Source organism: Terribacillus jepli, from assembly GCF_047228925.1.
GTDB lineage: Bacteria > Bacillota > Bacilli > Bacillales > Amphibacillaceae > Terribacillus.
The window spans coordinates 170,861-194,923 of the sequence record NZ_JBFEGH010000005.1 but is presented as its reverse complement, the minus strand read 5'-3'; the positions used below and the strand labels follow the sequence as shown (position 1 = coordinate 194,923).

Below are 24,063 nucleotides of genomic sequence, written 5' to 3'. Positions count from 1 at the left end.
AATGTCTCCCCCTGACAATCAGTGCTTGAAGTGGCGCATATCCGTATATACCATGGCGATGTTGTGCGCATTACATACAGCTACGGAATCTTCGTCCCGTTTAGATCCGCCTGGCTGGATGATAGCCGTCACACCAGCTTTAACCGCTGCTTCGACTGTATCCGGCATCGGGAAGAAGGCATCCGATGCGAGCACTGCCCCTGCTGCATTCTCACCAGCTTGTTCCAAGGCAATTTTTGCTGCTCCGACCCTGTTCATCTGACCAGCACCGACACCGATGGTCTGGTCATCTTTTGCAACTACGATTGCATTGGATTTCACATGTTTCACTACTTTCCAGGCAAACAACAAGTTCTTCAACTCTTCTTCCGTCGGCTTGCGGTCTGTCGCTACAGTAAGATCCGCTTCTGTCACAGCACCTGCATCATAATCCTGCACAAGCAACCCGCCGCTAACGCTGACGACCTTTTTCGGCTGCTGAATCTTGTCTGCTGCAAGCTCCAGTAAGCGGATATTTTTCTTTTCTGTCAATAAAGCCATTGCTTCTTCTGTGAAGCCAGGGGCAATCACGATTTCCAAGAAGATTTCTTTCAGCTGCAACGCCGTATCTCTGTCTACTTCACGGTTCAAAGCTACAATGCCGCCGAAGATGGATGTTGGATCTGCTTCAAATGCTTTATGGAAAGCATTCGAAATAGTATCACCGATACCTACGCCGCAAGGGTTCATATGCTTGACCGCTACCGCAGCAGGCTCTTGGTATTCCATGACGATCTCCAGCGCCGCATTAGCATCCTGAATATTATTATAAGAAAGCTCCTTGCCATGCAGCTGCTTCGCATTTGCAATGGAAGCGCCTTTGACGATTGGATCCTTATAAAAAGCTGCTGCCTGATGCGGGTTCTCTCCATAACGTAAAGATTGAACTTTTTCATATGTGAGTGTCAATGTTTCCGTATCATGCTCTTCATTCAATTCAGCGAAATAAGCCGCAATCATCGCATCATAATTTGCTGTATGACGGAATACTTTTCCTGCCAGACGACGTTTCGCTTCATAGGAAAGTTCACCATGCTGTTCCAAAGCAGACAATGTTGCAACATAATCATCTGGGTCGACAAGGACCGTTACGCCAGCGAAGTTCTTTGCAGCCGAACGCAGCATGGTCGGTCCGCCAATATCGATATTCTCAATCGCATCAGCTTCCGTTACGCCTGTTTTTTCGATTGTATTTTTGAAAGGATAAAGATTCACCGCCACCAAATCGATTGGTGTGATATCGCGTTCTTTCAGCTGCTGCATATGGCTTTCATCATCTCGTCTAGCCAATAGACCGCCGTGGATGGCAGGATGCAGTGTTTTGACACGTCCGTCCATGATTTCATCGAATTTTGTGACGTCAGACACTGCCACAGCCGGAATACCTGCTTCCTGCAGTTGTTTCAGGGTGCCTCCGGTTGAGATGATTTCATAATCCAATGCAGCCAAACCTTTGGCAAATGGGATGATTCCTGTTTTATCTGATACGCTGATCAACGCTCGTGGCATTAGAGTCATTCCTTTCTCGTTCTGTAAGTATGTATCGAATTGTTTTTGGATAAAGCCGATGCTCAATGGCTTGAATTCGTTGATGTAATGTCTGATGAGTATCTGTTTCCAGTACCTGAACTGCTTCCTGGGCGATGATGCTGCCGGTATCCATCCCCGCGTCAACAAAATGGATGGTCACGCCACTTACTTTCACACCTGCTGTCAAAGCTTGTCCGATGGCATCCTTGCCGGCAAAAGCCGGTAATAAAGAAGGATGGATGTTCAGTATCCTTTCCGGATAAGCTTCCAGCAGTGTCGGTCCGATCAAACGCATATACCCCGCCAGAAAGATCCACTCGATCTGCTTTTCCCTGAGCTTTGTGAGAATAGCTTGTTCATAAGCTTGTTTATTCGGAAAAGTCTTTGGGTCGCAGACAAATACTTCTACATTCCACTGTTTAGCTCTTGAAATAACAGGAGCTGCCGGTTTATCACAAACGAGCAATTCAATCGTACAAGGCAAGCCTGATTCCTGCACGATTGCTTCTGCGTTGCTGCCACTGCCGGAAGCAAATACAGCAGCCGAAATCATGCAGAAAACTCCACGCCGGATTTATCGGTCACTTCGCCGATGATCCAGGCACTTTCCCCAGCTTCCCGAAGAATGGATATCGTCTGTTCCGCTTCATCCCGGGAAACAATCAGCGCCATGCCGATTCCTGTATTGAATACACCAAGCATATCCTCGAAGACAAGCTGTGCTTTTTCCATCAGGAATTCGTAAACAGCCGGCAATTCCCAGCTGTCAGTCTGGATCCGCACGCCTAGATGCTCAGGCACTGCGCGTGGCAGGTTCTCATGGAAGCCGCCGCCGGTAATATGGGAGATACCATGGATGTCGATTTTCTCTTGAACAGCACGCACTGCTTTAGCATAAATTTTGGTCGGCTCAAGCAGGATTTCCCCCAAAGGACGATCGAATGGTGCATATACTTCGTTCAGGCTGAGGCCGTGCTGGTCAATCAACCTGCGGACTAAGGAAAAACCATTCGAATGCAGACCGCTTGAAGCGATTCCGATAATCGCATCCCCTGCTTTGACATCGGCTCCGCTGATCAGCTTCGCTTTTTCCCCGATACCGACGACAAAGCCCGCCAAGTCATATTCATCCGCTCCGTACATACCTGGCATTTCAGCTGTCTCGCCGCCGATCAAAGCAGCACCTGCTTCGACACAGCCATCAGCGATACCTTTGACGATCTGCTCGATTTTTTCCGGTTCGTTTTTGCCGCAAGCAATATAATCAAGGAAAAATAGTGCTTGTGCCCCTTGGGCGATGATGTCATTTACACACATGGCAACAAGATCGATTCCGACCGTATCATGCTGATCCATATCAAAAGCAAGCTTCAGTTTCGTACCTACTCCATCCGTTCCCGAAACAAGCACTGGCTCTTTGTAAGAAAAGGACGATAGATCGAAAAGTCCGGCAAACGCGCCCACACCGCCGATCACTTCTGGTCGGTTCGTACGGCTGATATGTTTTTTCATCAAATCTACTGCGCGATAGCCTGCTTCGACATCCACGCCAGCTTGTTTGTAAAGTTCACTCATGCTTGCCCTCCTAACATTTGTACGCCGGAAGTACTGTATCCGGATAGATCTCGGTTGGATAGTTTCCTGTAAAGCATGCTTTGCAAATACCATGTGTCATCGTATCGTTATCACCGACGATGCAATCTTCCAGACCATCAACTGTCAGGAATGACAGAGAATCGGCTTCGATCAGCTCACGCATTTCCTCAATGCTGTGGTTGGCAGCAATCAGCTCGGATGTTGTCGACGTATCAATACCGTAGAAGCATGGATTTTGGATCGGCGGGGAAGCGATACGCACATGCACTTCCGTTGCACCAGCTTCCTTCAGCATCCGGACAATCCGTTTGCTTGTCGTCCCGCGTACGATGGAGTCATCGACCATGACAACGCGTTTGCCTTCGACAATCCCGCGTACTGCCGACAACTTCATCTTCACGCCTTGTTCACGAAGCTCCTGAGAAGGCTGGATAAATGTACGGCCGACATAACGGTTCTTGATCAAACCAAGCTCATATGGAATGCCAGAAGCCTCGGAAAATCCGATAGCGGCTGAAATGCTTGAATCAGGTACACCCGTTACAACATCCGCTTCAATTGGCGCTTCCTGCGCGAGCACTTTCCCCATCTTTTTACGGGAAGCATGGACGTTCTGGCCGTTCAAATTGGAATCGGGACGGGAGAAGTACACATACTCCATGGAACAAAGCGACCTTTCAAGCGTGGAAGAAAAACGTTGTGTATGAAGTCCAGCATCGCTGATCGTAATCAATTCACCAGGCTCCACTTCACGAACGTATTCCGCACCTGTCACATCGAAAGCGCATGTTTCAGAGGAAACGACCCAAGCATCACCAAGGCGTCCGAGCGACAATGGGCGCAATCCCTTGGGATCAACAGCAACGAATAGCTGTGTTTCGGTAAGGATTGTCAGGCTGTAAGCACCTTTGACCATGCTGAGCGCCGATTTGATTGCATCTTCCAATTCTATTTGGCCACTGCGTTTGATCAAATGGGCAATCACCTCTGTGTCGGATGATGTCTGCAGGATGCTGCCTTGTGCTTCCAGCTGCTGTTTCAAGCCATATGCATTGACGAGGTTTCCATTATGCGCGATGGCCAGGCTGTCTTTTTGGGAACGGAACAGCAAAGGCTGTACGTTTTCGTAGCCGCCGCCACCTGCTGTTGCATATCTCACATGACCGATGGCTGCATTGCCGTTCAGTCTGTTGAACTGACCTTCGGAAAACACTTCGTTGATCAGACCAATGCCTTTGTGCAAATGAAGGCTTTCCCGGTCGGTCGTGACGATACCGGCTCCCTCCTGTCCGCGATGCTGGAGGGCATGAAGACCGTAATATGTCACTTCTGCTGCTTTCTCATGTCCCCAAATCGCAAAGACGCCGCATTCCTCATTCAAGCCTTTGATTTCAGCAAGCATGGGATAGCTCCTTTCCAAAGTGCCTCGAGTGTCGGTACTGCTTCTGAGATGATAGAATGTCCGTCTTGTTCTACTGCAAGCTCTGCTTCCTCTGTCACCAAACCGATTTGCTTTGCTTCTGGTACTGCCTGTTTAAAAGCAGCCTGATTTTCTGGAGACACTGTCACAAGAAAGCGGGACTGTGATTCACTGAAAAGCGCTGCTGTTACATCACCTTCGATGGTTACCTTAGCACCAAGCTCTGTACCGAAGAGACTTTCTGCCAATGCCACGCCAAGACCGCCTTCTGCGAGATCATGTGCAGACGCGATTAATCCTTGCTGGATGCTCGCTAGTACTGCTTGCTGATTGCTTGCTTCTACTCCAAGATCAATAGCAGGTGCTTTGCCAAAGTAACGGCCTTCCAGCACATTTTGCAGCTCGCTTCCGCCGAATTCAGCTTTTGTTTCACCTAATAGATAAATAGCATCGCCAGCTTGTTTGAACTCGCTTGTCGTTACATGCGCCAAGTTCTCGACCAAGCCGACCATTCCAACAATCGGTGTCGGGAAAATCGCTTGCTGGTTGGACTCATTGTAAAGTGATACGTTACCGCTGATTACTGGTGTTTCCAATGCTAGACATGCAGCGCTCATACCATCGACGCTTTTTTCCATTTGCCAGAAATTCTCTGGTTTATCCGGGTTTCCGAAGTTCAAGCCATCTGTCAGCGCAAGCGGTTTGGCACCAGAGCTGATGATATTACGGGCCGCTTCTGCTACGGCAATCTTGCCGCCGGTTTCCGGATCCAGATAAATATAGCGGGAATTACAATCTGTCGTCATTGCAATAGCTTTCTCTGTTCCGCGTACACGCACGATAGCAGCGTCACTTCCAGGTGCGACGACCGTACTTGCACCAACCATGGAATCATATTGATCATAAACCCATTCCTTGCTGGCGATTGTCGGCTGCTGCAAAAGTTGTTTCAAAACGGCAGCATGATCTTCCACAGCAGGTTTATAGTCGATTGTCTGGAATTCTGTATAATAATCCGGGACTTTGGATTCCTTATAATAAACCGGTGCATCTTCAGCCAAGCTATCGACCGGGATATCCGCTGCTACCTCACCATGATGAAGGAGACGGAAACGTTTATCATCCGTCACTGTTCCGACTGCGACAGCTTGTAGTCCGTATTTTTCGAATACTTCGATGATGCCCTGTTCTTGGCCTTTCTTCACGACAAGCAACATGCGCTCCTGGGATTCGGACAGCATCAGCTCATATGGCGTCATATGCAGTTCACGTTGCGGCACAAGGTCCAAGTTCATTTCCATACCCATACCAGCTTTGCTTGCCATCTCACTCGCACTGGAAGTCAAACCAGCCGCACCCATGTCCTGGATACCGACAAGTGCCTCATGCTGAATCACTTCCAAGCAGGCTTCGATCAAAAGTTTTTCCATGAATGGGTCGCCGACCTGAACGGAAGGACGCTTCGACTCAGACTCTTCGCTCAAGTCTTCTGATGCAAACGTTGCACCATGGATACCATCACGGCCAGTTGGTGCACCAGCGTAGATAACTGTGTTACCGACACCAGCTGCAATCCCTTTTTGGATATCCTTCTGGTCGATCAAACCAACGCACATCGCATTCACTAACGGGTTGCCTTCATAGCTATCGTCAAACTGAATTTCTCCGCCAACAGTCGGTACACCGACACAGTTACCGTAGCCAGCAATACCGTGGACAACTTCCTCCAGCAAATATTTCACTCGCGGTGTAGTCAGATTACCGAAACGCAAGCTATTCAATAGCGCAATTGGTCGAGCTCCCATGGAGAACACATCACGGATGATACCGCCGACTCCGGTCGCTGCACCTTGATAAGGCTCGACAGCCGATGGGTGATTATGACTTTCGATTTTAAATACAACCGCTTTGTCATCCCCGATATCAACGATTCCGGCACCTTCACCTGGTCCTTGCAGGACATGCGGCCCTTCCGTCGGGAATTTGCGCAATAATGGCTTGGATGTTTTATAGCTGCAATGCTCGGACCACATAACGGAGAAAATGCCTGTTTCCGTGAAATTCGGCTGTCTGCCGAGAATATTCTTGACGGATTGGAATTCCTCATCTGTCAAACCCATATCCCGATACAGACGATCCTGTTCGATTTTTTCCGGACTGATTTCAGCTTGTTGTAACATACATTTCCCTCCAGTGTTGTAGTACGGATTGGAACATTGCAAGTCCATCGCTTGAACCGAGCAGATCCTCGACAGCTCGCTCCGGATGCGGCATCATGCCTAGCACATTACCTGCTTGATTGACGATTCCGGCGATATCAGCCCGAGAACCGTTCGGATTGTTCTTGTAAGTAAAAACAATCTGATTATTTCGCTTCAACTCTTCCAGTGTTCTATCGTCACAATAGTAATTTCCTTCGCCATGAGCGATCGGAATTTGAATTTGCTGGCCTTTTTCATAGCCGCTTGTGAACATCGTATCTGCTCTTTCGACAACAAGGGTTTCGTAATGACACATGAATTTCAGCTTTTCATTCCGCAGCATTGCACCCGGCAGCAAGCCTGTTTCCAATAAAATCTGGAAGCCATTGCACACACCAAGGACCGGTGTGCCTGCTTCTGCCTTTTGCTTGATCTGGTTCAAAACATTGGATACAGATGCAATTGCGCCGGAGCGAAGATAATCACCGTAGCTGAACCCGCCCGGAAGCAAGATAGCATCATAGTCTGCCAGATTCGCATTTTCATACCATACTAGATCGACTTCTTCTCCTAGACCATCCTTGACCGCATGGTACATATCCCGGTCACAATTGGAGCCTGGAAAAACGATGACAGCAAATTTCACGAGCGTACGCCCTCCTCGACAGTATAGCTGTACTCTTCCATGACAGGGTTGGCAAGCAGCTTATCACACATGCGCTGAACTTCCAGTGCTACATCAGCCTCTTCCGGCAGCGTCATTTCGATATACTTTCCGACACGAGTATCTGCTACATCCGGGAATCCATTCGCCTGCAATGCTTCCTGTACAGCCTTACCTTGCGGGTCCAAAACGCCTTCTTTCAGCGTGATAAAGATTTTTACCTTTTTCATTTTGCTGCCTCCAGTCGATTTAAGATTGCATCATATACGTCGATCAAGTTACCTAGGTCTTCACGGAATACATCCTTGTCCATCTTGCCGCCATTCTCCTTATCCCAAAGCCGGCATGTATCCGGGGAAATTTCATCCGAGAGAAGAATGGAACCGTCTTGATCACGGCCGAATTCCAATTTGAAATCGACCAGCTGCAGACCGACTTTGTCAAAGAACGTCTGCAGATGCTGGTTGACTTCCAATGCTGCTTGCTTGAGGAAGGCAAGCTCTTCTTCATTCACATCCGTCAGCAGTAATGCATGCGCATCATTGATGATCGGATCATCCAAGCTATCATCCTTATAGTAAAGCTCTGTCAAAACGGGTTGGAAAACGGTTTTCTCCGGAATGCCAAGTCTTCTAGTGATGCTTCCTGCTGCAACATTCCGAACGACCACTTCGAGCGGTACGATCGTCGTCTTCTTCACGAGCTGCTCCGTTTCGCTGAGCGGCTTGATGAAGTGCGATGAAATGCCCTGCTCCTGCAGGTATTCGAAAATATGGGTCGAGATCAGGTTGTTGTAGCGCCCTTTTCCTTCAAAGCTTGCTTTCTTCTTACCATTGAATGCTGTTGCATCATTTTTATAAGACAGCACGAGCTCTTGCTCGTTTTCGGCTGATTGAAATACTTGCTTGGCTTTTCCTTCGTACAGCAATTTTCCTCTCACGTTCTCCACCCCGTTTGTCAAAGTATTATTCTAATCCGATCTTATGGAAAATCTGATCTACATTTTTCAAGTGGTACGTATAGTCGAAGCAGTCATCGATTTCTTCCTGGCTAAGGAAGGCAGAGATTTCTGTTGTTGCTTCGATCAGCTGTTTGAACTGCGTTTCTGTTTCCCATGCTTCCATCGCTTTCGGCTGCACGATATCGTACGCTTGTTCACGGCTCATGCCTTTGTCGATAAGTGCAAGCAATACACGCTGGGAGAAGATGACACCGTATGTCCGGTCGATATTACGCTTCATGTTTTCCGGGAAGACTGTCAAATTCTTCACGATGTTGGAGAAGCGGCTCAGCATATAATCAAGCGCGATTGTCGCGTCCGGCAAGATGACGCGTTCCGCAGAAGAATGGGAAATATCGCGTTCATGCCAAAGGGCAACGTTTTCGTAAGCTGTGACCATATGACCTCTGATCAGACGGGACATACCGACCATGTTCTCAGATCCGATTGGGTTGCGTTTATGCGGCATCGCGGAAGAACCTTTTTGACCTTTGGCGAAGAATTCTTCCACTTCGCGCGTTTCCGTTTTTTGAAGTCCGCGGATTTCCGTTGCGAATTTCTCGATGCTTGTCGCGATCAATGCCAATGTGCTCATGTACTGGGCATGGCGGTCACGCTGCAATGTTTGTGTGGATACCGGCGCTGGCTTCAAGCCTAGTTTCTTCGTAACGTATTTCTCCACATACGGATCGATATTCGCATATGTACCGACCGCACCGGAAAGCTTGCCGTATTGAATCGTATCAGCGGCAGCGTCAAAACGCTCCAGATTACGTTTCATTTCTTCATACCATAATGCCATCTTCAATCCGAAAGTTGTCGGTTCAGCATGAACACCATGTGTGCGTCCCATCATGACGGTATGCTTATGTTCCTTTGCTTTCGCTTCCAAGATATCGATGAAATTGACGATGCCTTTGCGGATGATTTGGTTCGCCTGCAGCAAGAGATAAGATAATGCTGTATCGACTACATCCGTGGAAGTCAGGCCGTAATGCACCCATTTTCGTTCTTCGCCCAATGTCTCGGATACAGCGCGCGTGAAGGCCACGACATCATGACGCGTCTCTTGTTCGATTTCCAGAATGCGATTGATATCAAAGGATGCGTTCTTACGCAATGCTTTCACATCGGATTCCGGGATGATGCCTAAATCGCTCCACGCTTCACATGCCAGGATTTCGACTTCGAGCCATGCCTGGTATTTATTTTCATCCGTCCAGATCTTGCCCATTTCTTCTCTTGTATAACGTTCAATCATGCTTTGTTTCCTCCTAGTGATCGTGTAAAAGCGTCGGTTGCATCCAGCAGGGTCTTACGTGACGTCCCAACCATTGTGAAATGTCCCATTTTCCTTTTGGGCTTGGCTTCTTGCTTGCCGTAATCATGGATGTGGGCTAATGGTCTGTCAAGCTGCTGCCAATACTGGTCCAGCTCTTCTCCTAATAAATTTATCATAACGGCGGCCCCGATAAAATGGACCGACAAAAGAGGCAGTGCGCAAATGGCGCGGATATGCTGCTCGAATTGCGATACCGTACAAGCCTCAATTGTATAATGCCCGGAATTATGCGGCCTGGGCGCCACTTCATTCATATACAGTTCATTGCCTGAGACGAACATTTCGACGGTGAAGGTTCCGACAACCCCTGCCGCTTCTGCCAGCTTTCCCGCAGCATGACGTGCTTGCTCGGCTACTTCGTTCGTGATGCTGGCAGGTGCGATTGTCCGATACAGGATATGATCACGGTGTTCATTTTCTGCTACCGGGAAATAAGTGATCTCACCATCTTGCCCTCTCGTCAGGACTATCGATATTTCTTTATCGAATGTAAGCCATGATTCTACAATGCAGCGTCCATGCTTTCTTACAAATGCTGCCGCTTCCTGTAAATCCTCTTTTGATTCCAGTTTTAACTGTCCTTTGCCATCGTATCCGCCACGGCAAGTTTTTACGACAGCCGGAAAACCGATTTCCCTGATACCTGTCAGCAGTTCCTTCTCGTCTGCCACAATCGAAAACGGTGCAACCGGCAGATCTAGTTCTTTCATAAGATTCTTTTCATTCGCCCGGTCCCGGCTGATTTCCAGGAGGAGTGAGCCTTGCGGGAGTTTCCCGGCTTCCTCCAATAGCTTCGCTGCATCCAAATCGACATTTTCGAATTCGTATGTGACGACATCGCTTAAGCTCTCTAGTTTTCGGATAGCGTCCATATCATCATAGGCCGCTTCGATATGCAAGTCCGCTACTTGTGCAGCAGGACAATCAGGCGTTGGATCAAGGACGATGATGCGGTATCCCATATGCTTGGCTGCTGTTGCCATCATGCGGCCAAGCTGCCCGCCGCCAAGGATGCCGATGGTGATGATATTATTTGGTCGCAAGCTGATTCCTCATTTCTGCTACTTGTTTCTTCATCCCTTGCTGATAAGCTGTCAGCCGTTCTGCAATCGCACCATCATGGGTGCCAAGGATCTGCGCTGCCAGGATTCCGGCATTTTTAGCACCTGCTTTCCCGATCGCCACCGTAGCCACCGGAACACCACCTGGCATTTGAACGATTGATAATAAAGAATCCATCCCGTCCAGTGCCTTCGTCTGGACCGGGACGCCGATCACTGGTAATGTCGTCTTACTTGCAACCATTCCAGGCAAGTGAGCTGCACCGCCCGCTCCGGCAATGATCACTTTCAATCCTCTATCCCTTGCACTTGACGCGTATTCAAACATATCCTCTGGTGTACGGTGGGCTGAAATCACTTCTTTTTCATAAGGGATGTCCAGCTCTTCCAATAGCTTGCACGCATGCTCCATCGTCTCCCAATCAGAGATGCTGCCCATGATGATACCAATCTCCGCCATCTTATCCCTCTTTCCTCTTTTTTGCCGTAAAAAAAGCCTATTCACCCTCCCGCTAACTGAGAGAAGACGAATAGGCATACGGATATCGTAGGCTCATAATCATGCAGTCCATCTTCCCTCATAGTCCGCTATTTACGGTAGCAGGTAGAGACTTCCGGACCGTATTTCCGGAAATATATGAGGTACGATCTATAAGCACAGCTACGTGCTATGATGTCAAAACTAGCCGTGTCTTTCATGCATGTTTATGATAACAATTCTGACACACATCGTCAATGAAAAAATCGAACGATGATTATTTTGTTATATTCAATGTTCGGTTTTTAGTAGTTTTGTATCAAAACTGACTTTCTTTCCGACCGGTTCCACCTTCTTATTCCCATTCTCGATCGTCTCCCGAAAGATGGGCTCTTCTAGTTTTCGCACTGGCATATAGCCCTCTGCTTTGATACGAGCAAGTAAAGCATCGATTGTCTCGTTCTCCTCGAGTTCAAATCGTTTCTTTGCCGGCTTCTTTTCTTTTGGCATTGCGGATACGCTCCCTTTTTACACTTTTCACCCAGAACCCCCCGAAAATTTGCCGCGGCTCGTAGGCAATGATAAAGGCTTTCGGATCGATTCCCTTTATATCTTCGTATAGCTTCAGTTCATATTTACGGGGTGTCAGGATCTGCATCGCAAGGCGGTCCCCATCCATCCCATAAGCGAACCAGCTTGTGACACCATAACCCTTTTCGCGAAGTTTTCTCGTAAATTCGATACTTGGATCAGAAGAGATGACATTGACGGTAATATAGCCAAGTGCCAGCTTCTCTTCTATTTTCGAACCGAGGATGACCCCGATTCCGAAGCCAAGCGCATAGGCAATGAGGTTCTGGATTTCATCCAAGTTATTTAAAACGAGGCCGAGACCAACCGTATAGATCGTAATTTCAAAAACACTGACGGATGCTGCAATATAGCGCCGCCCCTTTAAAGTCAGGATGACCCGCAAGGTATTGAGGCTCACATAAACAATATTGACGACAAAGATGATCAGTAACATGACGATCGGTATTTCCAGCAACTCGCTTCCTCCTTAATACTTTTAAAAATTGCTGTTTCGCTGCATCAATAGCCGTACTGCTTACCTTTTTTTCTCCGGAATAAATGAATCGGTATCGCAATCAGGATGATTACCGCCATAATGCTGGCCACTGCTGTTATTGCCGGGAAATCCTCTGCCCTGGCAGCAGCGATGGCAAAATACGCCCAAACGAATACCAGCGGGTAAATGCTGTCACGGAATATATGCATAAAGCCAATTGCCAGGATTGTTCCGACAATCAGCAGGATGATGGTCCACACTTCTCCTGACAAAAGCCATCCTTCTATATTATCCACACCAAGCGATACAAATAAAATACCGACATTCAAAATGGTAGCGACGGATACCCAGCCAATATAGATAGAGAACGGAAACAAATCGAATTTCCGACGGTCGGATGAGGTCGAGACGGTTTGGTACAAGATGATCAAGGAGATGAGCAGCGCCACCATCGGGATGATGGAGATGCTGAATAACTCATAATGGAAGCTGAATAGCCAGGCAATATTGAAGATGCAGCTGGCAATGAATGCCCCGGCAGCCTTTGGGTACCATTCCGATTCACGTGTAGATCGCAAAAATAATCGGATGACCCAAATCAGAACGAAGAAATAGATGATCCCCCAGATACTGAACGCATATCCTGCCGGCTGGAACAACACACCTAGCTGGTCGGATAATTGCTGCATGGTCTTTCCTCCAAGAGGCAAGGCATTGGACAGATAATTGACGGCGATTGCTGCGATATAAGCCAGTAAGCTGAACCAAGCCAGCTTCACTGAACGGTTACTCATGTAATTTCCTCCTCCTCGCCCGCTGACAGACGATCATAATCTCCCGTAAGTATAATACAATTATACCCGGCAACGCCGCAATCAACGCACAAAGGTAAAATCAGACCATAAAACTGTCATTTTTCGCCCAAATAAAAAAAAGCCGCCCCGAATCCGGAGCGGCATTCCCTTTTATGCCAAAAAGATGAAATATAACAGGAATACGACGAACAAGAACCACATAACAGGGTGGATTTCCTTCGCACGCCCTTTTACTAGCAAAGTAAGTGGATAGAAGATGAACCCAACTGCGATACCAGTGGCAATACTTCCTGTGAGCGGCATCATGAGAATTGTGAAGAAAGCTGGTACAGCCAATTCGACCTTATCCCATTCGATATCCTTCAAGGAAGAGCACATCAGTACACCAACTACAATCAGCGCCGGTGCTGTTACTTCGTTCGTAATCACGGACAACAACGGGCTGAAGAATAACGCCAAAAGGAAACAAATTGCAGTGACGACAGCTGTAAATCCTGATCTTCCGCCTGCGCCTACACCTGTTGTCGATTCAACATAGGCAGTTGTGTTGGAAGTACCCAGCACTGCACCAGCAACAGTTGCACCAGAATCCGCGAGCAAAGCCTGACCTGGATTCGGAAGCTTACCATCCTTCATCAAACCTGCTTTCGTAGCAACCGCAACCAATGTACCTGCTGTGTCAAAGAAATCGACGAATAGGAAAGTCAAGATCACAGTCAGCATTTGAATGGTGAAGATATCACCGAAATGCGTAAATGCTGCCCCGAATGTCGGTGCTAGGCTTGGCACGCTTCCGACAACGTCTCCGACTGCAGTCGGCGGATCAATCAAGCCGACAATCATACCGGCTGCTGCTGTAATGATCATTCCGATGAAAATCGCTGCGCGGAATCCTTTTACCAAGAGAATTGCCGTAACAAAGATACCAAAGATGGCTAACAGGGCTGGACCGCTGTGGATATCTCCAAGGGCCACGACTGTATCCTCACTCATAACGACAAGATTCGCGTTCTTTAAACCGATGAAAGCGATGAAAAGTCCAATACCAGCGCCGACAGCCAATTTCAAAGTCGGCGGAATTGCGTTGATCAAAAGCTCACGCAAACCAGAAAGAGAGAGAATCATGAAAATCACACCGGAAGCAAATACACCTGCCAATGCTGTTTCCCATGGAATTCCGTAAGTAAGGACAACCGTGAAAGCGAAGAACGCATTCAATCCCATACCAGGAGCAAGCGCGATTGGCAATTTAGCGAATACGCCCATGATCAGAGTTCCGATTGCAGAAGCGATTGCTGTAGCAGTGAAGATTGCGCCCGCATCCATACGGCCGCCATTTATTGCGCTGTCAGGCACACCTTGCAGAGTCAGCACATTCGGATTGACGAACAGGATGTACGCCATCGACAAGAATGTCGTGATACCGGCGATTATCTCGGTGCGGTAGGATGTGTTCAATTCGTCAAAACGGAAAAAACGTTTCATAACTAGTTACTCCTCCTGTTGCTTCGATTGGGCAGGATAAGCTTTCAAATAAAAAACACTTCTGCCTAAAGCAAGAAGCGTTTCCTATCTACACCACATCTGCGTATGTAACTCAGATTGAAATGTCAGCGTAGTCAGGTTAATGACGGTAACCTGGTAGAAACTTATGGGCCATATTCCCAAAATTATACGAAGACGAAAAATATATAGTATTAATACTCTTTCACTATAAAAGCATTCTGCACGCTTCGTCAATGTTTTTTCGGTAAATAGACCCAATAATAGTATTAGTAATCGTTTCCATCTTATTCAGCTGATCGTAGTCTGTATCTTTTCTGCATTTTTTTCTTCAAAATAAGATTGAATGATAGCGTGATCGGAATGCGGGATTGCCTCTCCCCTGACAAACTGGGCCCCATTGATCTGTCCGCCAGTGAGCAGGACTATATCGCCTTCTTGACTGAGATCGAGCGCAAGCCGGATCCCTTCTGTTCTCGTCTCGGCTGACGACACATTATCGACGCGGTCGGAAAAGCCTTTGCAAACCGCCTCAATGATGGTTTTCGGATCGTTAAACCCAGGATGATCCACTGAGACGACAATTTCATCTGCCCGCCCTTCGATGGTCTGCGCCATTTTTGGCATCTTCCTAAAATCACGGATTCCAACTCCCAAAATCATCACGATCAAACGCCGATGCGGAATCGTGTTCACAGCGACCAACAGCTGATCCAACGCGGCCGGTGTATGGGCATAATCGAGGATGATTTTCCGATTACCGTACTGTTCCATCACTTCAAAACGCCCTTCTGGACTTTCGATCGCACCCAGAACATCCACAATCGCTTTCAAATCAAATTCGAGATGGATTGCTGTTCCGATAGCAGCAAGCAGATTGGCCACATTATAGTCACCAAAAATCGGTGCGTGAACGGCGTAAAGCTTTCCATCAGCATGAAGATCGAATCGCGTACCATGCATGTCCGTCCGCCGATTCAATGCGATTAAATCGGCACCGCTCTGCTCCTTGAGGCTATATGTCACTACTTTCCCCTTATACATATCCAGGATATCGCGGGACATCCCTTCATCATCGACATTCACGATTGCACAAACTGCCTGCTCGAAAAGTTTCAGCTTCGAGCGCTTATAATTCTCCATCGTTTTATGAAATTCCAGATGCTCCGGCGATAAATTAGTATGAATAGCTACATCGAACGTCATCGCTGCCGTACGTTTTTGCTCCAGTGCAATCGATGTCGTCTCCATGACAACTGCTTTCTCATCAACTGATTTCAGCTGTTTGAAAAGGGCATGCAAATCCGCGGATTCCGGTGTAGTAGGAGTGCTTTTGAGGAAATCCAGTTTCGCTTTGGATGTAATGATGCCGCATGTGCCAATGGATGTAGTCGGCAGTTGGAGCTGATTCAGCAGCGAACGAACATACGCGGCTACGGTCGTCTTCCCATTGGTGCCGGTGACAGCAATGGTCACAAGTTTTTTCCAAGCTTCCCCCGATAACAGCACTGCCATCTGTGCCATCGCCAGCCGATCATCCTCCACTACAAGGAAGGTGCAATCCTCGTAGTGGCGATAATAAGACTTCAGCAAATCTTCATCTGTACCGACGATGATAGAAGCACCTTTTGCAATGGCATCCTCGATAAAGGCATGCCCATCATGATTTTCCCCCTTTATGCAAATAAAAACGTCATTCTTTTTAACATGGCGGGAATCAAATCGGACAATATTGGCGATTGTACTAGAAGCACCGTAAATCCGCTTAAATTCGACTTTATGCTGTTTCATCAAATTGATTATCATGGCTACCCCCTGTAATTCCGGTCCAAGTGTTTTCTTCTTTTACCCGGAACCTGCAGCAGTTATACAATCCTTGGGGGAATCATGATTTTGGAACTAGGTTATTCCACATTCAACCATTGATTACCTGCTTTATCCACTTTATAATGTAAACATGATACATCAAAGGTGTTGACATAAGTGAAGAAGTCTTTTATCGGCAGCCGTGTCCTGAAGACAGGGATTGCTGTGTTTTTTACCGCACTAGTTTGTGAACTAGTTAACATATCACCGGCATTCGCGGTCATTGCCGCCATCGTAACAATCGAACCAACGATACATGCCTCCATCCAAAAAGGTCTGATACGATTGCCCGCCAGTATGGTCGGAGCAGGTTTCTCTGTCCTTTCGATTTATGTATTCGGTGCTTCTCCGCTGACCTATACGGCAGCGGCTTTTTTGACGATTTTAGTCTGCTACAAACTGAAACTGCATGCTGGATTGATTGTTGCGACGATTACAGCTGTAGCCATGATCGACGTGGAGCATACGAGCCTTTGGGCGGACTTTTGGGCCCGTCTTGGCGGGAGCATCATCGGAATCATCATTTCCACGCTCGTGAATATGCTCATCTTTCCTCCTGATTATCTAAAAAAATCACGGTCCCAGCTTGATTTGGTCATCACGCATACGAATCAGCTGTTAAAAGCATTTGTAAACATCAGAATCAAGCAGGCCGAAGGAGATCAGCCGGTTCAAAGTTTGACAGGATCCTTTCGCCAACTGACCAAAGAACGATTATTGCTGGAGCAGTACATACAGCAGCAGCAGCTGGAAATGCGTTATCATTTTCCGAAAGCGAAAGCGCTGTTGGATAAAGAATCAGCTCTAACCGAAAAGTTGAAGCTCATCCATTATCACCTTTGGAATTTGATCCATGCTGGCCGGAGCGGCAAACCGCTGCATTGGAATGCGGCACAGCGTCATCACTTCATGGAAGTTGCGGAAGCTGTCCAAGTGAATCTGCACCATTGGATGAATCATGACAGTCCAACAGACGAAAGGCAGTTTCGGGAATTATTCCAGTTGTTCTGGAGCATTGACATGCCGAAAAATACGGAAGATGGCTACTTCCCGATTGAAAGCATCTACTTATATGAATTGCTGTCCATCCACCAGCTCATCGAGGTCCATCAACCCGAAAAACTCGATCTGCTTGTACAAAAAGAGGCCATGCTATCTGGTTGATAGCATGGCCTCTTTTTTTATTCCCACTCGATCGTTGCTGGTGGCTTACTCGTCACGTCATACACGACGCGGTTTACATGATTCACTTCGTTGACGAAACGTACAGAAATACGTTCCAACACATCCCAAGGGATACGTGCCCAGTCTGATGTCATACCGTCGATGGAAGTTACTGCACGGATGCCAAGCGTATAATCATACGTACGAGCATCTCCCATTACGCCGACACTCTTGAATCCTGGTAGTACTGTGAAGTACTGCCAGATGTCACGATCAAGACCTGCTTTTGCGATTTCCTCTTGCAAGATTGCATCAGATTCACGTACGATTTCCAGCTTCTCTTCCGTGATTTCACCGATGACACGGATTGCCAGACCAGGGCCCGGGAATGGCTGACGATGTACGATTGCATCCGGCAAACCAAGTTCTGTGCCTAGTTCACGTACTTCATCTTTGAACAATGTTTTCAGCGGTTCGATCAATTCGAACTGCATATCTTCCGGCAGCCCGCCTACATTGTGGTGGGATTTGATCGTTTGAGCCGTTTCCGTACCACTCTCCACGATGTCCGTATAAAGTGTACCTTGTGCAAGGAAGTCCATGTTCTCAAGCTTGGACGCTTCATCATCGAATACATAGATGAATTCATTCCCGATGATTTTCCGTTTTTGCTCCGGATCGGAGACGCCTTTCAGCTTGCCTAGGAAACGATCCTGTGCATGCACAGCGACTAAGTTGATCTTGAACTGATCACGGAATGTTTTCTCGACCATTGCACCTTCATTTTTACGCAGCAAACCGTGATCGACAAAAATACAAGTCAGCTGATCGCCGATTGCTTTGTGGATGAGGGCTGCTACTACAGAGGAGTCTACTCCGCCGCTCAATGCGCATAGCACATTGCGGTCACCGACTTGCTGACGGATTTTTTCCGTCTCCATCTCGATGAAGTTTTCCATCGTCCATTCCGCTTTTGCATGACAGACGTCAAAAACGAACTGCTTGAGCAAATGATTGCCGTACTCGGAATGACGGACTTCAGGATGGTATTGCACACCATAAAGGTTGCGCTCTTTGTTGCTGATTGCAGCAACAGGTGTGGACGGGCTTGTCGCATCAACGCTGAAGCCTGGTGCTGGATCCAACACTTTATCCCCATGGCTCATCCAGACAAGCTGTTTTTCCGGCGAGTCTTTATAAATGACGGAAGGGTTCGTCAGCGTGATTTCCGCACGGCCGTATTCCCGGCTGTCAGCACGCTGTACATTTCCGCCGAAATGCTGTGTCATCAGCTGCATACCGTAACAGATGCCCAATACCGGGATGCCAAGTTCGAAGATTTCTTCATCACAGCGGAAGCTGTTTTCGTCATACACACTGTGCGGTCCCCCGGAAAGGATGATTCCTTTCGGGTTCATCTTACGGATCTCATCTGCTGTCAGCTTGTGGGAATGCAGTTCGCTGTAAACACCGAACTCCCGGATCCTTCTTGTGATCAATTGATTGTACTGGCTGCCAAAGTCCAGTACCAATATCATATCTGTATCGATATCCAAAGTCTGTCCACTCCTTCATTGTTCTCTAGATATAAGCAGGTCGGGTGCAGGCACCACATTTTACCTTTATCACGTCATGAAAAAACAGAAGCTGAATCCGCGCCGTGTTTGAAGGCGGAATCCAGCAAAGTAACGTAGTCGGCTCAAGCCTTCATGGGATGTCGGCAGCAGCTAGCTGCGTCTATCTGAAGGTGCTTATTGCCTCTTATTCTATCAATGTGCCCAAAATGGGTCAAGATGCCGCTTGTTTAATTAAATTTTCCCACAATTCGACGGCATTTATCCATGCAGGGGCACTTTTTTCGTTCCGATACAATATTCGTTCGTATTTGGCGGTCAGCTCGGACATATACTTATTGCCGAACTCCTCGTCGATAATCTGGGCATATTCCCTTAGCGTCTGGCTCGATTGACGCTTGAAGCCTTTATGTGCCAATAGACGCAGCAAGTAATGGTATGCCTTTCCATACGTCTCCTCGGACTGCTCATGTCGATATTTCCGCACATAATAGGCTGTCAGCCATCTATATCGAGTCAGATACAGGATAATTGCTGTCAGCAGCAGCAAAGCAGACGGGATGATCCAATAAAGCGGATGAACATCAGCAGCAGCAGCCGACTGGTTTTCCTGTACCGGCGCTTCTTCTTGTTCCTCTGGCTGTTCTGGAGCTTGCTCCGGTTCCTCCTGTTCAGGAGGAGTTGCTGTTTCTGTTTCCGGGGTCTCACTCGCGGTATCTTCCTCACTGACGAATTCTGCAGGGTTTGTGAAACCTTGCGTCGGCTCAAATGGGACCCAGCCTGTATCCGGGAAGTACACTTCCACCCATGAATGGGCATTGGCATTCGTAACCATATAGGAAGTCATGCCATCAGGAGTGGCGAAATTCGGATTGGATGCAGCCTGTCCCTCGGTAAAACCTTTCACCCAGCGGGCAGGAATATCCGCTGCCCGCAGGAGAACGACCATCGCAGAAGAGTAGTTATCGCAATAACCGATCTTACTCTCGAATAGGAACTGATCGACATAATCCTGATCCTCTTCCGGGACAGGGATATCCTGTGTCCGATATTGGAAGCCATTTTGGCCGAAATATTGCTCGACAGCTTTTGCTTTATCATAGCGTGTATCGGCAGAGCCAGTGATTTCTTCTGCCAAATCGCGTACACGATCCGGCAGATTATCAGGCAGCTGCGTGTAGCGGTAATGGGTATTATCATCATCCATCCCGGAATCATTGCGCAGGTCTTCGATGTTATACTGCGGTTCCTCAAAAGCTATTGTGTAGTTTTCATCCGGATATTGAGCCCGATTGAACGTCTCCACGACACCGAAATCGGTATCCACCGCAGCAGTTACCGGTTCGCTGAAAAATGTCTGTACGCCGTAAGGATATACAAGCCTGTCCAGCACTTGGTTTTGACTTGGATAAACGATGGCTTCCCGAACCTCTGTCGCCACATTCTCGTTGTAAAGATCGATTCCGACCGGCTCTCCGCTCTGGAAACTTTGCGGTGCCGCTTCTCTTGAACGCTCCCAGCCCTTGCCGGTATACACATCTTTACTATCCACTCTCCAGTAACCGCTTGCTTCTGTCGATGCCCAAAAAGCAAGTGTGTTATCCTGCATAAATGGTCCGCCCAGTTGGGAATCATCTTCTCCATATCCGACTTTTTGGATGCCGCCCTCCCCCTCATCTTCATTATTGCTATTTGACATTGTCTGGATGAATGGGACTGGGTCCGCCCATTGCGGCGGCAGTTTCGGTGCTGCATATCCGACAGCTGCTGACACAGCAAGAATGACAAGGAGCGGGACGGTCCACAGCAGTATTTGCTTTGGAAACTGCCTCTTTTCTCCACCTTGATAAAGTCTCGCAAAAGCAGAGATACCCAGCGCAAAAAAGCTGACCAGAAAGACACGGACGACAGCTAAGCTGCCATCATAAGGTGTGAATGTATCCAGTATCCCGATGTATAGGAACGTCATGATGATGAAAAAGAAGATACGGTTGGCGACGATGAACCAGTAATAAAGCAGATAGCTCATCAGCCAGAGCAGGATCAAAAACAGCAATGTCCTGAAAAATGGGGTGAGCGATACAAATTCGCCAGTAAACAGCAATTGGAGATTTGCTGGCAGTTCTGTCTGGATGAATGACAGCAACCCTCCCGATACCAGGTTTTCTTCCATCAGGAATATTTGCAAAACGATCACCAACGCGACAAGCTTCAGCACGAAACTGAGCCACCAGCGCATTCTGATAGCTGACAGCATGAAACAGATCGCAGTGAAAATAACGAAGATCGGTAAATTGCCTGTATCGCTGATCTGATCCAGCGGCCGGAGCCATTCCCAAAACAAGAGGAACCCACAGACATATATCACATAGCGGACCCACAGTATTTGCTGGTCTCTCTTACGCATTTGGCTGCACCTCCGTTCGGGCAGCCTTTTGAATTGGGTAGATGTCCAGCTGATGCCCAAGCTGGCGGACTCCCTGCAAAAGGTTCTTCTCTTTTGTTCCAAGTTCTATGTCTTGGCAGATGTATAATACAGTCAATACATAGCCGTTTTGTCTTAACTTGCGCATCAATGACAGATCCCCGCCATCAAAGCCGGTTGTCACATAATACACAGTCGATCCCTTCGGCTGCCGGGACAGTTCCGCTGCCAATGCTTCAAGACGCGGCGGTTCCACTTCTTGACTTACGGTAGTCAAATACTGCTGTACCCGCAGAAGCTGGGCACTGCCCATTGATGCAGGCAGCCATTTGGCAGTATGGCCGAGACTCATGAAGCCGACTTGCTCATTTCTCTTTTTCAGCTTCTGATAGACAGAAAAGGCAATGATAACAGCATATTCAAAGAGATCATCTGCCAGCTGAGCCACTCTTCTGTCCAATACGACAAGCACATCCGCACTTTTTTCCTGCTCGAATTCCTTTGTCATCATACCCTGCTTTCTTGCTGATGCTTTCCAGTCAATCCAGCTGAATCGATCACCCGGAGTGTACTCGCGGATTCCAGAAACGACACTAGTCTGCTTCGATCGCGGAGCATAAGCAATAGCAGCCCCTTCCTCAAACACACTATTCGGATTGCCGACCATTATCTCCCTTTCAGCTGGATAGACATGCAGTTGCTGCCTGTTATCGAACACTGCTTCTTTATCAACGAGCTGGAATGGATCACCAGTACGAAGCCGAATTTGATAGAAGCTGTGCTCCCCGCGGGGTAGCCGGTCCAGAACATATTGGATATGCAGATGCCTGCGGAACCAAGGAAACAGGATATGCTGCTTTATTCGTCTCGATTCGGCAGGCTGGAATGTTCCGTCCGATCTGCTCATTTTCAACAAGGTCTTGTCAAATAAATCATCAATCTGCAAATACACAAGCGGAAACGGAAAACCACGGGTCAGTGTGATATCGACAGTCACTTCCCCGCCGCTTTTGACATATGGCTTCGAGAGCGTTCTTTCCACTTTCCACTTGCCAAGGGGGTATGCCAATACAAGCAGCACATAGAATAGAATAGGTACATAAGCGTAAAACAAGAACCAACTGACAAAACCACCTTGAAACATGCTGTAGCAAAACAGGATGATAGCCAGCAAAAAAATGCTTACAAGCTTGAAAGCAAAGCGCAGCTTATCTTTCATGTACAGATTCCTTCTCTACTGGTACATCCACTGCTTCGAGCAGTCTTTGAACAAGCCGTTCTGGCGTCAAACCATCGTAACGTGCCTCTGAACGCAATAGAATCCGATGGCCAAGTACAAATGGCGCCAATATCTGCACATCATCCGGAATGCAGTAATCGCGGCCATGGATGAATGCATACGCTTTGGCAGCCCGCATCATGGCTATGGAGCCTCGTGGACTCAGTCCTAAATATACATCGGGATGTTTCCGTGATATTTGCGCTAAATCCACAATATACTGCTGTATTTGCGGATCGACATATACATTTGCCACCGCCTCTTGCATGTTTAGCAAATCTGCTTTTGTCATGACAGGTTCAACGCTGCTGATTGGGTGCGTGGCTGTAACAGCATCCAGCATCTGCATTTCTTCTAGAGCATTCGGATAGCCCATCCGGATTTTCAGGAGGAAGCGATCCAATTGGGCTTCCGGCAGAGGATAAGTACCTTCATAGTCGACTGGATTCTGGGTCGCCATGACAAAGAATGGATCAGCCAGCGGCAGAGCATTCCCTTCCACAGTGATATTCTTCTCCTCCATTGCCTCAAGCATTGCAGACTGCGTCTTCGGAGATGTGCGGTTGATCTCATCTGCAAGTACGATATTCCCTAAAATCGGTCCAGGTCGGAATTCGAATTCAAGCGTTTTCGGATTATAAATCGAAACGCCCGTCACATCCGACGGCAAGAGATCCGGGGTGAACTGGATACGCTTGAAATCACAATCGACAGAACGGGCTAGGGAACGGACTAGCATCGTCTTCCCGACACCTGGAACATCCTCCAATAGAACATGACCACCAGCAAGCAGTGCTGTCAAGCTAAGCACAACCGGCTCTTCTTTGCCGATGATCACTTTATTGATATTCTCTATGATCCGCGATACCGCAGGATGATAGATTGATAGTTTTGTCATACAAGCATTCCCTTCAAAATGGATTCGACAGAAAATTTTGGACAAGTGTTCCTTTTATGTTACCTGCCACACTGGTCTTGTCGCAAGCTATTTACTTGTAAATTTATTGGCATGGAAAAGGAAGGTACACGATTTGTGC

The 24,063-nt window shown here is 47.7% G+C and carries 21 protein-coding genes and 2 riboswitches; of the genes, 1 reads left to right on the top strand and 20 read right to left on the bottom strand.

Annotation, left to right across the window (positions count from 1 at the left end):
• Positions 1–18 precede the first annotated feature (18 nt).
• The 16 genes from purH to AB1K91_RS08015 all read right to left on the bottom strand — a co-directional run bounded on the left by purH (position 19) and on the right by AB1K91_RS08015 (position 16,524).
• Positions 19–1,548, bottom strand: a complete 1,530-nt coding sequence (gene purH, locus AB1K91_RS08090; protein ID WP_413089269.1) for a bifunctional phosphoribosylaminoimidazolecarboxamide formyltransferase/IMP cyclohydrolase — start codon at positions 1,546–1,548, stop codon at positions 19–21.
• Complete coding sequence (gene purN, locus AB1K91_RS08085) at positions 1,517–2,122, bottom strand: phosphoribosylglycinamide formyltransferase (RefSeq protein WP_413089268.1); 606 nt, start codon at positions 2,120–2,122, stop codon at positions 1,517–1,519. Before purN ends, purH begins: the two co-directional genes overlap by 32 nt.
• Positions 2,119–3,144: a phosphoribosylformylglycinamidine cyclo-ligase gene (gene purM, locus AB1K91_RS08080; RefSeq protein ID WP_413089267.1), complete on the bottom strand. Its 1,026-nt coding sequence runs from the start codon at positions 3,142–3,144 to the stop codon at positions 2,119–2,121. The genes purN and purM overlap by 4 nt, the downstream gene beginning before the upstream one ends.
• A gap of 10 nt (positions 3,145–3,154) precedes the next feature.
• Entirely contained in the window at positions 3,155–4,567 is a 1,413-nt protein-coding gene (gene purF / locus AB1K91_RS08075; RefSeq protein ID WP_413089266.1) for an amidophosphoribosyltransferase, read from the bottom strand.
• Positions 4,543–6,765 (bottom strand): phosphoribosylformylglycinamidine synthase subunit PurL, encoded by a 2,223-nt coding sequence (gene purL / locus AB1K91_RS08070; RefSeq protein WP_413089265.1) that lies wholly within the window; start codon positions 6,763–6,765, stop codon positions 4,543–4,545. The genes purF and purL overlap by 25 nt, the downstream gene beginning before the upstream one ends.
• Entirely contained in the window at positions 6,749–7,432 is a 684-nt protein-coding gene (purQ, locus tag AB1K91_RS08065) for a phosphoribosylformylglycinamidine synthase subunit PurQ (protein ID WP_413089264.1), read from the bottom strand. The genes purL and purQ overlap by 17 nt, the downstream gene beginning before the upstream one ends.
• Positions 7,429–7,680, bottom strand: coding sequence for a phosphoribosylformylglycinamidine synthase subunit PurS (purS, locus tag AB1K91_RS08060; RefSeq protein WP_413089263.1), 252 nt, complete (start codon positions 7,678–7,680; stop codon positions 7,429–7,431). Before purS ends, purQ begins: the two co-directional genes overlap by 4 nt.
• Positions 7,677–8,390: a phosphoribosylaminoimidazolesuccinocarboxamide synthase gene (gene purC / locus AB1K91_RS08055; RefSeq protein WP_413089262.1), complete on the bottom strand. Its 714-nt coding sequence runs from the start codon at positions 8,388–8,390 to the stop codon at positions 7,677–7,679. The genes purS and purC overlap by 4 nt, the downstream gene beginning before the upstream one ends.
• A gap of 25 nt (positions 8,391–8,415) precedes the next feature.
• Positions 8,416–9,711 carry an adenylosuccinate lyase gene (gene purB, locus AB1K91_RS08050; RefSeq protein WP_413089261.1) on the bottom strand — a complete coding sequence of 432 codons (1,296 nt, stop codon included), beginning with the start codon at positions 9,709–9,711 and terminating at the stop codon, positions 8,416–8,418.
• Complete coding sequence (gene purK / locus AB1K91_RS08045; protein ID WP_413089260.1) at positions 9,708–10,835, bottom strand: 5-(carboxyamino)imidazole ribonucleotide synthase; 1,128 nt, start codon at positions 10,833–10,835, stop codon at positions 9,708–9,710. Before purK ends, purB begins: the two co-directional genes overlap by 4 nt.
• Positions 10,822–11,313 (bottom strand): 5-(carboxyamino)imidazole ribonucleotide mutase, encoded by a 492-nt coding sequence (purE, locus tag AB1K91_RS08040; RefSeq protein ID WP_413089259.1) that lies wholly within the window; start codon positions 11,311–11,313, stop codon positions 10,822–10,824. The genes purK and purE overlap by 14 nt, the downstream gene beginning before the upstream one ends.
• 101 nt (positions 11,314–11,414) lie before the next feature.
• Positions 11,415–11,514: riboswitch (purine riboswitch) on the bottom strand.
• Between the two features lie 108 nt (positions 11,515–11,622).
• Entirely contained in the window at positions 11,623–11,841 is a 219-nt protein-coding gene (locus AB1K91_RS08035; RefSeq protein ID WP_413089258.1) for an NETI motif-containing protein, read from the bottom strand.
• Positions 11,804–12,379 carry a DUF2179 domain-containing protein gene (locus tag AB1K91_RS08030; RefSeq protein ID WP_413089257.1) on the bottom strand — a complete coding sequence of 192 codons (576 nt, stop codon included), beginning with the start codon at positions 12,377–12,379 and terminating at the stop codon, positions 11,804–11,806. The genes AB1K91_RS08035 and AB1K91_RS08030 overlap by 38 nt, the downstream gene beginning before the upstream one ends.
• A gap of 44 nt (positions 12,380–12,423) precedes the next feature.
• Positions 12,424–13,194 carry a tryptophan-rich sensory protein gene (locus AB1K91_RS08025; RefSeq protein WP_413089256.1) on the bottom strand — a complete coding sequence of 257 codons (771 nt, stop codon included), beginning with the start codon at positions 13,192–13,194 and terminating at the stop codon, positions 12,424–12,426.
• A gap of 171 nt (positions 13,195–13,365) precedes the next feature.
• Positions 13,366–14,700 (bottom strand): NCS2 family permease, encoded by a 1,335-nt coding sequence (locus tag AB1K91_RS08020; RefSeq protein ID WP_413089255.1) that lies wholly within the window; start codon positions 14,698–14,700, stop codon positions 13,366–13,368.
• A 111-nt stretch (positions 14,701–14,811) separates the two neighbouring features.
• Positions 14,812–14,913: riboswitch (purine riboswitch) on the bottom strand.
• Positions 14,914–15,009: 96 nt separating this feature from the next.
• Complete coding sequence (locus AB1K91_RS08015; RefSeq protein WP_413089253.1) at positions 15,010–16,524, bottom strand: UDP-N-acetylmuramoyl-L-alanyl-D-glutamate--2,6-diaminopimelate ligase; 1,515 nt, start codon at positions 16,522–16,524, stop codon at positions 15,010–15,012.
• Between the two features lie 177 nt (positions 16,525–16,701).
• Between AB1K91_RS08015 and AB1K91_RS08010 the strand changes: the two genes are divergently transcribed.
• On the top strand, positions 16,702–17,748 hold the full coding sequence (locus AB1K91_RS08010) for an FUSC family protein (RefSeq protein WP_413089252.1): 1,047 nt from the start codon (positions 16,702–16,704) through the stop codon (positions 17,746–17,748).
• Positions 17,749–17,765: 17 nt separating this feature from the next.
• Here AB1K91_RS08010 and guaA read toward each other — a convergent pair whose 3' ends face one another.
• The 4 genes from guaA to AB1K91_RS07990 form a co-directional block, all read right to left on the bottom strand.
• Positions 17,766–19,286 (bottom strand): glutamine-hydrolyzing GMP synthase, encoded by a 1,521-nt coding sequence (gene guaA, locus AB1K91_RS08005; protein ID WP_413089310.1) that lies wholly within the window; start codon positions 19,284–19,286, stop codon positions 17,766–17,768.
• A 250-nt stretch (positions 19,287–19,536) separates the two neighbouring features.
• A complete protein-coding gene (locus AB1K91_RS08000; protein WP_413089251.1) occupies positions 19,537–21,729 on the bottom strand; it encodes a transglutaminase TgpA family protein in 2,193 nt (730 codons plus the stop codon).
• The gene (locus AB1K91_RS07995) at positions 21,722–22,966 is read right to left on the bottom strand and encodes a DUF58 domain-containing protein (RefSeq protein WP_413089250.1); all 1,245 of its coding nucleotides are present in this window, start codon (positions 22,964–22,966) and stop codon (positions 21,722–21,724) included. Before AB1K91_RS07995 ends, AB1K91_RS08000 begins: the two co-directional genes overlap by 8 nt.
• Positions 22,956–23,924 carry an AAA family ATPase gene (locus AB1K91_RS07990; protein ID WP_413089249.1) on the bottom strand — a complete coding sequence of 323 codons (969 nt, stop codon included), beginning with the start codon at positions 23,922–23,924 and terminating at the stop codon, positions 22,956–22,958. The genes AB1K91_RS07995 and AB1K91_RS07990 overlap by 11 nt, the downstream gene beginning before the upstream one ends.
• Positions 23,925–24,063 lie beyond the last annotated feature (139 nt).